General features: G+C 69.9%; 1 protein-coding gene (running past one end of the window). It reads left to right on the top strand.

Going from position 1 to position 13,528, the window contains the following annotated elements; all coding sequences use genetic code 11:
- Positions 1-13,503, top strand: partial view of a beta strand repeat-containing protein gene (locus ACV7NN_RS13625; RefSeq protein ID WP_463350111.1) — the 3' end only. Its footprint begins 16,458 nt before the window's first position; 13,503 of the gene's 29,961 nt are visible here — the last part of the coding sequence; the start codon falls outside the window, past its left edge; its stop codon occupies positions 13,501-13,503.
- Positions 13,504-13,528: the final 25 nt, after the last annotated feature.

Here is a 13,528-nt window from a genome sequence, read left to right on the forward strand (position 1 = left end):
AGCGTCGCGGGCTCCGTCGCCGTGCAGGTCATCAGCTTCGGGAACACGGCGCTCATCGGCGCCGCCTCGAAAGTCACCGCCACCGGCGCACTGGTCCTGGCCGCTTCCAACCCCATGGGCCTGCAGACCATCGCCGGGGCGGGTGGACTCTCCCTCGACGGCTCGGGTGTCGGTGCCGCGATCGCCGTCAGCGTTCTCAGCGTGAACACGTTCGCCTACATCGACTCGAACATCCAGCAGCCGACGACGGTCAACGCGGGCGGCCCGATCTCGCTGAGCGCCTCGGCGTCGCTCGGCCCGCTCGGCATCAGCATCATCCCGAGCGTGAAGGTGCCCGACGTCACCTCGGTCGCCGTCGCGGGCGGTGCGGGGACGAGCGGTGTCGCGGTCGGCGGCTCGTTCATCGTGGACGTCTTCACCCTGACGACACAGGCGTACATCGCGAACAACGCCTCCGTGAACCAGAGCGCGGCCCCGTCGCCGGCGCAATCGATCTCGATCACCGCCTCCGACGACATCCGCGTGGTCGAGCTCGCTGGGTCGCTCGGGCTGTCGCTCGGAAGCGTCGGCGTGGGAATCAGCGTGATCGTCGGGGTCATCAACAAGGATGTCCGGGCGTTCATCGGGAAGTCTGTGGTCGCATCCGCCGGAGGAGACGTGACGCTGCGCGCGACCGACCCGCAGGACTTCACCGAGGTCGCGATCGGGGCGTCGGCCTCGCAGAGCGTCGGCGTCACCGGCTCGATCATCGTCCTCGTGCTCAACCCGGGCGACAGCTCGCCGGGAACCCGGGCGTACATCGACGGCGGGCCGCGCCAGGCGACGGTCGTGCACGCGGGCGGCAACGTCACGATCCAGGCCCAGGACGACGCCTCCAACATCGGTCTCTACGCCGGCCAGGTGAGTGTCGGCGGCAGCGCAGGGGTCGGCATCTCCTCCGCCGTGCTCGTTCGGAGCGGCATCGTCGACGCCTGGATCGCCGGAGGCGACGACATCTGGGCGAAGGGGGCGACCGGCCTCACGATCGGCGCGACCCAGAACGAGGATGTGACGCTCATCGCGGTGGGCGGCACGGTCGGCGGTTCCGCGGCCGTCGCCGGATCCGCGACCGTGGATGTGCTCAACAACGTCACGCACGCCCACATCGACCGAGGCGCGACGATCAACTCCAACAACGCGGGCGCCTCCGCCACCCAGGGCGTCTCCCTCAGCGCGACGGACACGACGACCATCAAGGGCGTCGCCGGCCAGCTCGCCGTCGGCGGCTCGGCCGGCATCGGTGCGGGTGCGGATGTCGAACTGCTCACCAAGGACACCCAGGCCTGGATCGCCCCGCAGGTCTCGGTCCTGGCAAACGGTTCCGTCACCATCGACGCGACCTCGCACGAGAACGTCATCTCGGTCTCCGCGGGAGTGTCGGCCGGCGGCTCGGTCGGTGTCGCTCTGAACGCAGCCGTGTCGGTGTTCACCATCGTGACGAAGGCCTACGTCGGCGAAGTGTGCGGCGCGCAGGCCGTCAACGCCACCAGCTGCGCGACCTCGCGCGCCACGGTCCTCGCCGGCGGCAGCGCCCGCATCTCGGCCAACGAGCAGCTCACCCTCAACGTCATCGCGGGCAGCATCGCGATCGGCGGCGAGGTCGGCGTCGGTGCATCCGCCGCCGTCCCGATCGTCACCAAGACGACCAGCTCGTTCATCGGCGACAACTCGGTGGTGCGGGCGCTCGGCAACGGCGCAGGCCTCACCATCGACACCGGCGGCTACACGGTGACCCCGGTCGACACGCGCTTCACCCCGTCGACCGCCATCGAGGGCGACGCGCGCACCATCGACCTCGGCTACGCGCACGGCTTCACCGAGGGCCAGCAGGTGCTCTACGACTCAGGCGGCGGCACGCCGATCACCGGGCTCGTGCAGGGCAACGTCTACTATGTGCACGTCGTCTCGGCGCACGAGGTGCAGCTCTCGGCGACGCAGGGGGGACCTGCGATCGTGCTCGGCGTGCCAGTGCGTGGCGGCGAGTCCCAGCGGCTGATGGCGACCGACCACGCGGCCACGCCACAGGCGCCCGGGCAGTACTTCACCCCGTCGGCGGATGTCTCGGGCAACGTCATCAACCTGCCGTACGACCTCACCGTCAGCACCGGTGACCCCGTCGTCTACCGCGCCGGCGGAGGCACCGCGATCGGCGGCCTCGTCGACGGCCGGACCTACTACGCGATCGTCGTCGGCCCGCACGCCATCGAACTCGCCGACTCCGCGTGCCACGCGAACCCCGGCGGCAGCACCTGTAGCGGCGCAGTGCAGACCCCGATCACCCTCACCGCGGCGACGGCTGGGACGGACCGGGCCCACAGCATCCTGAAGCAGGGCGACCAGCCTCCGGGAGACGCCGCGTCGGTGAGCGGCGAGCACATCATCGTCCCGAACTCGGCCGGCGGCTTCCACGGGGTCTCGGTCACCGCCAACAACAGCGACGACGTCAGCGGGTTCGGTGTCGCGGCCGGCTTCGGCACCGTCGGCGTCTCGGTCAGCGGCAGTGTCAACGTCGTCACGGCGAACACGTCGGCGTTCATCGGACGTATCGCCCAGGTCAACGTGAACAATGCCGGCGCCTCGTCGGCGCAGAGCGTGGTCGTCGGAGCGGGCAACGCCTTCCAGCTCCTCATCGTGGCCGCCTCGGTCGCGGCCGGAGCCGTCGGGGTTGGCGCGAACGCCGCGGTCGGCATCGTCACCCTCAACACCGACGCCGTGATCGGAACCGGCGCCGTCGTCAACGCGGTGCGCGATGTGGTCGTCGCTGCGAACGCATCCGACCAGGTCACCGCCATCGCCGCCGCGGCCGCAGGCGGAGCGGTCGGCGTCGCCGGTGTGGTCAGCGTGATCGTGCTGGCAACCCACACCTACACCGACACCGGCCTCGGGGTCACGGTCACGGCAGGCAACAACGCGTTGATCTCCGCGGCCGACGCCACGAAGATCACGGTCGTCTCCGGTGGCGCGGCCGTAGGAGCGGTCGGCGTCGGCATCGGGGTCGCCGTCACCTCGCTGACCAAGGACACGCGGGCGTTCATCGGCGCGGGCAGCTCGGTCGACGCGCTCGCCCACCAGCCGGGGGTTGCCCTCGCCGGCATCGACGACGGAACGGTCAGCAGCAGCGGGTTCGGCACCCTTTCCGCCTTCAACGGCCTCGCCGTCCAGGCCCGGTCGAGCGAGAACGTGTTCGGGATGGCCGTGGCAGCCGGCGGCGGATTCGTCGGCGTCGCCGGCGGCCTCAACGTGACACTGCTGCACGCGACGACCCTCGCCTTCATCGACAGCAACGCGCTCAACCGCACCCGCATCAACCTGCAGGCGGGCGCCGGCTCGCAGCAGGCGGTGAACGTCGCGGCCGCGGACCACGTCACGACCTTCACCATCGGCGGCGGCCTCGGCGCCGGGTTCGTCGGCGTCGCAGGCGGCATCGACATCGGCATCGCCGACATCACGAGCCAGGCATACATCGGCGGCTCCGCCACCCTCCACGCGGCGAAGGACGTCGCCTTCTACGCCCTCGCCATCAAGAAGATCCAGACCTACGCGGTCAGCATCGGCGGCGGGTTCGTCGGCGTCGCGGGCTCCGTCTCGGTGTGGAGCGTCGGAACCGCCCCGACCGGCTCGTACAACGAGGGCTCGTACGGCCAGGACCGCGGCACGTGGTCGTCGACGGCCACCTACGCGCAGGGCGACGTGGTCACCGGCTCCGACGGCAAGCGGTACGGCGCGAAGGTCGCCCACCCGACCCTCGACCCGGTCGCCGACACGACCGGCAGCCAGTGGGAGGGCTCGACGGATGCGCTCAGCCCGTCGTCGGGCAAACCGGATGCGGCGACCGAGGCCGGCGGCCACGCGAACGGCTCGGGAACGGGCGGCTACACTGGCATCCTCGACGGCACCTCGAACCTGCACAACACGTCCGACAACACGAACGGGCGGATGCAGCCCACCCTCGGGTCGGCGAACACCTCGGTCCACGGATCAGCGCCCAGCTCGAACATCGTCAGCGCGGAGTTCTCCAACGCCTCCGTCCCGCAGGGCACGGTCGCCACCGTCGGCGCCGGCACCGTGATCGTCGCGGGCGGAAGCGTCAGCGTCGATGCCGGGGAGAACCTCTCCGTGAACGGGCTCGCGGGCACGGCGGCGGGCGGCGCGGTCGCCGTCGGCGGCTCGGTGCTCATCCTCGGCATCACCAGCAACGTCGAGGCCTTCATCCAGACCGGTGCCTCGGTCACCTCCGGCGGCAACGTCACCGTCAAGGCGGTCCTCACCGAGACCGACAACGGGCTCGTCTTCGCCGGCGTCGCCGGCGTCGTCGCCGTCACCGGCCAGGTCGTGCTGATCACCAGCCACGCAACCCAGAACGCGCACATCGACGACGGCGCCGTCATCCCGACCGCCGGAGGCACGGTGGACGTCGAGGCCATCGGGACCCGCACCGTCTCGCCGCTGGCCATCGGCGGCAGCATCGGCCTCGTCGCCGCCGGCGCCTCGGTCGCCGTGGCACTCGTCAACGGAGACGCCACGGCGACGATCGGCAACGTCACGATCGGATCGCTCACCGCGGCAGGCGGGATCGTCGAGGTGGCGCAGTCGACGATCGTAGTGCCGGTGCAGGCCTACTCCGTGTCGGTCGGGGTCGGCGGCGGCATCAGCGGCGCCGTCGCGGTCGCAGCCATCACCGGCACCACGACCGCGCTCTACAACGGCCACGCGACGCTCTCCGGCGGGGCCTCCATCCAGGCGAACGGCACCAACACCCCGACGGCGTCGACGCTCAGTGTGGCGACCGGCGCGTTCGCCGCGGGCATCAACGTGGCCACGGCAACCACCGGGCGCACCGTGTTCGCCCGGTTCACGAGCTCCGCCAGCGTCGCGGGCGGCGGCGCCGTCGCCGTGGGCGCCACCTCGCGGAACCACGCGAGCGCGACCACACCGAGCGTCACCGTCGCCCTCATCGGGTTCAGCCTCCTGCTCCCGATCGCGACGATCTCCGGAGCGACCGAAGCCCACCTCGACGGCGTTGTGTCCGCATCCGGATCGATCGCCGTCACCGCGAGGGGGCAGAACCAGGCCACGGCGACAGCCTTCGTGGTCGGGATCACCCTCGTCGGCGGCGGCCAGGGCACCAGCGCGCTCGCGACGGTGGCCCAGAGCGCGGAGGTGCTCGCGAGCGTGGGCGCGACGGCGAGCCTCCGCAGCTTCGGCGCGGTTCAGGTCACCGCGACCATCGTGTCCGACGGCACCCACGGGAACTACGCAGCGGCGACCATCACCAGCGGCGGCGGCGGGCTGATCAGCGCCGGGTTCTTCCTGGCCAGCGCGATCCTCGCGGGCGCCACGACCGCCGAACTCCGGGCCCCGGTGTTCTCCTCCGGCTCCGTGTCAGTCTCGGCGGCCGGCGACAGCACGGCCAACGCCGCGACGACGAGCTTCGGGCTCAGCGGGTTCGGGGTCACCGTCGCCCTCGTCGACGCCGAAGTGCAGCAGAGCGCAGGGGTCGTCGCGATCGTCTCCGGCGGAACACTGACCTCCACAGGCACCGTCACCGTCGCCGCCACGAACGCGAACCACGCGACCGTCTCGACGGATGCCGCCAGCATCGGCCTCTACACCGGCGCGGCCAACGCGGCCACGGCGATCGTCGCGGCCGAGACCCGCGCGGAGCTGGCCGACTCGATCACCAGCCAGGGGCTCCGGGTGACAGCGGATGCGACCAGTGCGGCGAGCGCCACCTCCAAGGTCGTCTCGGTCGGCCTCATCACCGGCGCGTTCGGCGACACCACCGCGCGGGTCACCTCGACCGCCGCGGTCCGCGCCCTCGTCGACTCCAGCGCCACCACCGTCAACGCGGGAAGCGGCGACGTGCTGTTGCGGGCGACCAGCGTCGACAGCGCGACTTCGCAGCCGTCCCAGATCAGTGTCGGCGCCATCGCGATGGCCGGGCTCTCGCCGACGGCGACCGTCGCGGCCCCGACCCGCGCCGAGTTCGACGGCGGCGTCACCACCTCAGGCGCCTTCTCCGTGACGGCGACCGGGCACAACACGGCGGCCGCCACCGTGAAGGTCGACAACTTCAGCATCGCCGGGATCACCGGCGTGGTCGCGCACGCCGACGTCACCGCGAGCGCCGCGATCGCCGCGATCGTCGCCGCGAGCGCCCGCATCACCGCAGGCGGCCAGTTCACCGTTTCCGCGCAGACCCCGGGCGGCACCTCGGTCGACGCCGAAGTGGCGAGCAACAGCGGCGGCCTGATCAGCGGCGGCATCTTCTTCGCGCAGGCTACGATCGGCTCGCCGGTGACGGCGTCGATGGACGGCGCACTGCTCGCCTCCACCGGGGCCGCCGTGGGTGCTTCGGCGACGAACACCGTCACCGCGGTAGCGAACGCGCTGAACATCAGCCTCGCCGGCTTCAGTGCAGCCCTGGTCGATGCCGAACTGCTGAACTCGGCCGGCGTCACCGCCCACTACGGCACCGGCGCACTGGCGGCATCCGGCCTCGCATCCGTCATCGCGTCCTCGGCGGACACGGTCAGTGCGGCCACCGACACCCTCTCGGTCGGCGCCATCGTCGCCGGACTGACCTTCCCGACCGCGCGGATCGACGCGGGGACCTCCGCCGACTTCGGCGGGACCCTCACCGGCGCCACCGGCCTGACCGTCCAGTCGACCGCGAACAACTCCGCGGCCACCACCGCCGGCGCCCGCAACTACGGGCTCGTCACCGTCGGCTCCTCGTCACCGGTCGCGCTCATCACCGGCAACGCCGTCACCCAGGCGAACATCGACGCCGGGGCGCTCCTCAACGCGCCGAGCGCGACGGTCGCCGTCGTCGCCACCGCGACCAACGGAGTCACCGCGAAGGGCGGCTCCGTCAACGGCGGGCTCGGTACGGTCTCCAGCGCCAACCCGGCAGCCACCGACAACGCCCGCACGTTCGCCCGGATGCTGGGAGCGGCCCACGGAGCGACAGCGACCACGCCGGGTGCCGCATCCATCTCGGTCCAGGCGACCAGCGGCGACACGTCCACCGCGCTGATCAGCGACACCAGCGGCGCCGGCGTCGCCATCTCGAGCGCCGGTGCGACCGCCACCACGACGACCACGGTGGAGACCGACTTCGCCTCGGCCGGCGCTCCCATCGCCACCGTCGGCAACATCACGATCGGGGTCGCCTCCAACCCGGTTTCGATCTCCTCGGCGCTCAGCACCTCGGTCGGCATCCTGCTCAACATCAGCAGCAACAACGCCAGGGTCGTCACCAACCCGACCGTCACGCTCACCATCGCGGCCGGGGCGCGGGTCTTCGCGGGCGGCACCATCACCGTCAGCGCCCAGCAGAACACCACCGCACCGCCCAGCCCGAACCACAGCGACTTCGACGCCAACGGAGGCGTGAACACCGGCACGGACACGATCACCCTCACCGCGCCCCACTCCTTCACCACCGGCGGCACGGTCACGTACACGACCAACGGCGGGACCGCGGTCGGCGGGCTGATCAACAACGCCCAGTACAACGTCATCGTGGTCAACCCGAGCGCGGTGCAGCTGGGATCGATCTTCGACGGGACGCACATCGACCCGGCAACCGACATCATCCAGTTCGGCACCCAGGTCGGAAGCGACTTCGTGCCTCTCAGCCACAACCTGCACGAAGGCGACTTCGTCATCTACATCGTCCCGCAGGGCGGCTCGGCGGTTCCCGGCCTGGTCTCCGGTCACCGCTACCGCGTGCACGTGGTGGATGCGTCGAGCATCCAGCTCTTCGACGCGAGCACCCCGACGCCGCCCGTCAACGCCACCGGGTCGAACGTGACCGGCGGGAACACGATCAGCGTGGCGAACGGCTACAGCAACGGCAACGCGGTCACCTACACGTCGCAGCCGCCGATCCACCCGTTCACCACCGACCAGGTCGAGATCGCGGTCGACGGGAGCAACAACCCGATCATCTCCGGCAACCCGCCGGCCCTCCAGTTCGTGAACGACAACACGATCACGATCCAGAGCCACGGCTTCAGCACCGGCCAAGCCGTCGTCTACGAAGGCGCGAACGACCCGGTCGGCGGCCTGGTCAACGGCCACACCTACTTCGTGATCGTGCTCAACAACAACCAGATCCGCCTGGCCGCGAACCTCTGCGACGCCACCGGAACCTGTGTCGACGGCAGCAACAACCCCATCCCGGTCAACCCGATCGGCCTCACCCCCGACCGCTCCGACGCCGGTCGGGCGGTGGTGCACGGATTCTGGGCGCCCGGCCAGCAGCCCATCCTGGGTCTCGACAACGGCGGCCGCTACTACATCGTCGGAGCCACCAGCGGCAGCTTCCAGCTCGCCACCACGCCGGGCGGGGTCCCGATCGCCCTCAACGGTACCGGCGTGGTCGGCGTCGGGAACTTCACCCCGGCGCCCGTCGATCTCGGCGCAGGCAGCGGCCCGCAGGATCTCGTGGTCGACCTCACCTCCGCCGGAAGCGGCACCCAGACCCTGTCGGCCGTCGGCATCGGTGGAAGCACAGCGGGCGGCGGCCAGCTCTCGACAGCGACCGTCAACGGTTCGGGCGGCGGGATCATCAGCTCCAGCCACGCCAACACGAACGCCGACGAGACGGCCGTGGTCACCGTGACCATCGGAGGCGCGAACACCTCGATCACCGCCCTCGGCTCGATCATCGTCACCACCGACTCGAACGCCGGGGTCAGCGCAGACTCGGCCAACGGCGGCGGCGGGCTCGTCGCCATCGGCAGCGCGGCCGCCCAGGCGTCCACCACCACGAGCACCACGGTGACGGTCGGCAGCGGAACCACGATCACGGCCGGCGCCGACGTCACCATCGCACCGGTCACGTTCGGTCAGGTCCAGGCGCTCTCCCAGTCCAGCGCCGGAGGGCTGGGCGCTGGGGTGAGCTCCGATGCGGGCGCCACCATGACCATCAGCACGATCACGACCGTCGCGGGCACCATCGTCGCAGGCAACGACCTCGGCGTCTCCGCCCACACCGGCGCGAACGGGAACGTGAGCACCAGCGCAGAAGGCGGCGGACTCGGCGTGGATGCTCACGCGGGCGAATGCGACAACGGTCCGGCCAGCTGCAACCTGACCATCGGCATGACCACGACGGTCGACCTGCAGCCGGGTGCCCACCTCACCGCCGACAACGTGAGCGTCATCGCCAGCGTCGACAGCGTGAACGCCCACAACAACAGCCACACGCACGCGAGGGCCCTCGGCGCGGCATCCGATGCCACCGCGAACGTGAACGTCACCAGCAACGCCACCGTGCACCTCGAGCACGACGTGAAGATCGTCGGCTACGAGACGGTCACGCTGAAAGCCGTGCACAACGCGATCACCTTGATCGCCTCGTCGGATGCGCACTGCGGCTGCCTCGGCGGCGACACCAACTCGACATCGAACATCGGGTACAACAGCGAGTCGAACGTGACGGCGGATGCCGGGTCGATCATCCGCACCGCCCTCCTCGACGTCGAAGCGCTCCAGCTGCTCACCAACTGGTCGCGCTCGACGAACTCGGACGGCGCGGCGTTCGACGGCGGCGGATCGCACGGAGGCACCACAGAGAACGCGCGTCGCGTGATCAGCTGGCACGCGTCGGTGTTCCTCCATGCGGCCGATCCGCAGCTCGTCGTCGACTCCAACGGCACGATCGTGAAACTGTTCGCGGTGACCGTCAAGGACGACCTCGGCAACACCTACGGCCTCGGCCAGACCATCCCCGTCGGCCGCATCATCGAGGTGCAGGACATCAGCAACACGGGAGGCGCCCAGGCGATCTTCTTCGCGAACATCCCCGACTCGCTCGCGGGCGGCTCGCCGCCGGCCGGCGTCATCTCGGGAACGGACGGCACCTTCACCGCCCAGAACACGTTCGACTTCGTGAAGCTGTACAACTCGTCCAGCCGCTCAATGGTCGTGCACGCCATCAGCGTGGCCAACCTGACGAACGTGGCGGCGACCATCACCGTCAAGGTGCAGGACAGCGCCGGGTTCCTCTTCACGATCGGACAGCCGATCTTCCTTCCGACCGCCATCGACATCGAGAACTTCCTGGTCTCCGGCAACGGGATCGCGCAGCTCGTCATCGACGGGCGCATCTACAACCCGATCGGTTCGACGCGCATCGACAACCAGCACGGCGACATCCTCGCCGGTCCCGACAGCCCCCTCATCGTCACCAACACCCTCGTGATCCTCGCCGACAACGGCACCATCGGCATCCTGATCCACGGCCTGTTCAGCCTGCGCATCCCGATCCCGGTGGTCCTGGTGCAGAGCGACTACATCGTCGACAACGTCGACCCGACCCGGTTCGTGTCGCTGATCGCGGATGCGCGCGATGACGTGGTCCTCGACATCACGTCGATACTGCGCGGACCGGCGACGACGTTCACCCCGACCATCCCGCTCGTGCACGCGGGCCGCAACATCGACCTCGTCCTCGGTGACAGTCTGCAGGGCAACGACCTTCCGCCATTCACCTCGTCGTTCATCCAGGTGAACGTCTACCAGCCGCCGCAGTTCACGCTCACGGTGGCGCCGACCGGCCAATACCAGATCTTCTTCCACCCGGACCCGGCGGGGCCCTTCGTGTACAACGACCCGGTGATCGTCGCCTTCGGAACCGCGAACCTGCCGTACGCGAGCACCTACGTGTTCCAGGACCTCAGCGCGGGCAACGACATCACCGTGCGCCACACCGCGGCGCGTGCCGTGCTCAACATCGACGCGCACACCAACGTGGACGCAACGCTGACCGGCATCGAACTGCCGACGCCGTTCTCGACCACCGACCAGGCCGGCGAGATCGACCTCTTCACCAACGGCTCGATCATCGACACCGAGACGGTCAGCGACCTGAGGGTCGGCACGATCACCTCGACGGGCAGCGATGTGACCCTCATTGCCGCGGACTCGGCGGGCGCATCCATCTTCGACGTCGGCGGCATCACCGACGGCTCGGCACGCGTCACCGGCAACACGATCACGCTGCTCGCCCTCTTCGGCGGCATCGGGTTCCTGGTCCCTGCAGTCAACTACCTCGAGATCCACTCGTCCAACGCGGCCCGAGGCTCGGTGCTCGCGATCGCGTCGCTCGGCGTCTACCTCGTTCAGACGACCGGCGCCCTGTTCCTGAACCTGGTCGACTCGTTCACCGGCGACGTCGCGCTGATCGACCTGAACGGTTCGATCCTCAACAACGTCGACGGTATGGCCGCCACGGTGATCGGCGTCAACATCGACCTGATCGCCCACAACGGCTCGATCGGTGCCGCATCGGCCACGGGGCTCAGTGACCTGACCATCGACACGAACGCTGCGGCCGGTGGCCGCCTCTACGCGCTCACCGACCGGACCGTCCAGGCGCTGCCCGGCGTACCTGCGCCGAACGGCGACATCTACATCACCGAGGCGACGGGTGCCCTGAACGTGCTGAGCGCTGAGTCGGTCTTCGGGGATGTGCGCCTCACCATCCCGTTCGTCGCAGGGCGCACGGATGCGAGCCTCGACCTGCTGGCCGGCGGGAGCACCCTCGACGGTGCCACAGCACTCGCCGAGGGTCGCATCGTTGCGCTGGGCTCGGTGCTGCTGCGCATCGGCAACGATCTCGAGACGGCGACGACCAGCCTCATCCAGGGCGCGACGGTCACCATCCTCGGCGAGTACCTGCAGAACCCGGCGGCCCCGGTGGGCTCGACGATGCATTTCGCGGGAACAGTTACCGGGCAGCCGACGAACATCTTCGGCGGCACCGGCGTCGACACCTTCATCTTCGACCACACCTTCCTCGGCGGCCAGACGAACGTCTACGGCGGCCCGACGAGCATCGCACGCATCCCCAACGGCAACGACGTGTTCATCGTCGACCACCTCCAGACGATGTCGACGACGCACATCGACGCATCCGGTGACGTGTACAACGGCCTGCCTGTGCGCGACTCGCTGCTGCTCGACGGGGAGACCGGCAACAACAGCTACGTGGTCACCACCTGGGGGAGCGTCGATCCGCTCAACCACGACTACCTGATCAACGTGCTGAACTCGGGGCCGCGCGGCGGGCTCAACACCCTGACCGTGAACGGATCCGACGGCGCCGACGTGTTCCTGCTGCGCGGCACCTCGATCATCCCCGACCAGCCCGGCGCACAGGGGCCGGCGTTTGTAGCGCTCCTCCACACCACCCTCGACGCCGAGCGCATCAACTACGACGACCACATCAACAGCCGGCTCACGGTGAACGGCCTTGGTGGCAACGACCTGTTCGTGGTCGACGACAACAGCGCGATCACCACACTCGACGGCGGCGCGGGCAACGACCGGTTCATCGTCGGCCAGCTCTACGACATCCCGCGCACGCCGCCGGCAGTGCACCCGGAGGACCAGTTCCCGACGATCCCGACCAGGCTCGGGCTGCTGAGCAACGGGATCAGCTTCCCGACCACCATCTTCGGCGGCGCCGGCAACGACACATTCACCGTCGTCCACAACCTCGCGGAGCTGCGGATCGAGGCGGGGACCGGCAACGACCTCTTCCGCTTCACCGTCGCCCGCCACCCGCTGGCGAAGGCGTACTTCACCAACGGTGCCGTGTCGATCGACAGCGGTGTCGGCGCGAGCTCGGTGCGGGTCACCGCGTTCGACAACCTCGGCGGATTCGTCAACAACATCAACGGTGTGACCGGCGAAGGACTGCACGTCACGATGCACGATTTCGCCGCCAAGGCGACGCTGGCGCTCTTCACCGGGGCCGTGCCGACGCCCACACCGCTCCTCCTTCCCGGGGAGGACCCGCCGCCGCTCGTCGCCGTCCCGCTCGCGCTGCCGGCCGTGCCCACCGCCGCGATCATCGTCACGGAGTCGGCGGGAGGCACAGTCGTGAAGCCGGGTGGCCCGACCACCGACACCTACACCATCCGCCTGGCCACCCCGTCGACGGCGCCGGTACTCATCACGCTCTCCGCGGCTTTCGGCGGAGGTGCTCCGTACGCGCAGATCTCCATCGACGGCGGCGTGACCTTCGCCGACAGTGTGGTGCTCACCGTCGCGGCGGGAGATGTCAGCGCCCACACGGTCATCGTCCGGCTCAACCCGGGCTTCACGACGTTCCCGCCCGGGTCGATCGTCGAGACCATCAGCCACTCCAGCGAAAGCGACGACCCCGCCTACGAGCACGCGCCCATCCGCAACGTGTACGTGAACCAGCCGCCGGCGAAGCCGGTGCCGCCGCCCGCTCCTCCGGTGACTCCGCCGCATGGGGGCGGAAACGGCACGGGAACCGCCACGGGCACAGGCACCGGCGCAGGCGGCCTCGCCGCCACGGGCTCGACGACGCTCGGCGTCGGCGGACTGGCTGGTGGGATGCTCGTTCTGCTGCTCGGGCTCGGACTGCTGCTGGCGGGCGCGCGGCGCCGCGGCGGACGCACCCGCACCCGAGGGTGATCCTTCCGGTCGAGGGTGACGCGCA

It is taken from the genome of Leifsonia sp. Ger2509, assembly GCF_055231915.1.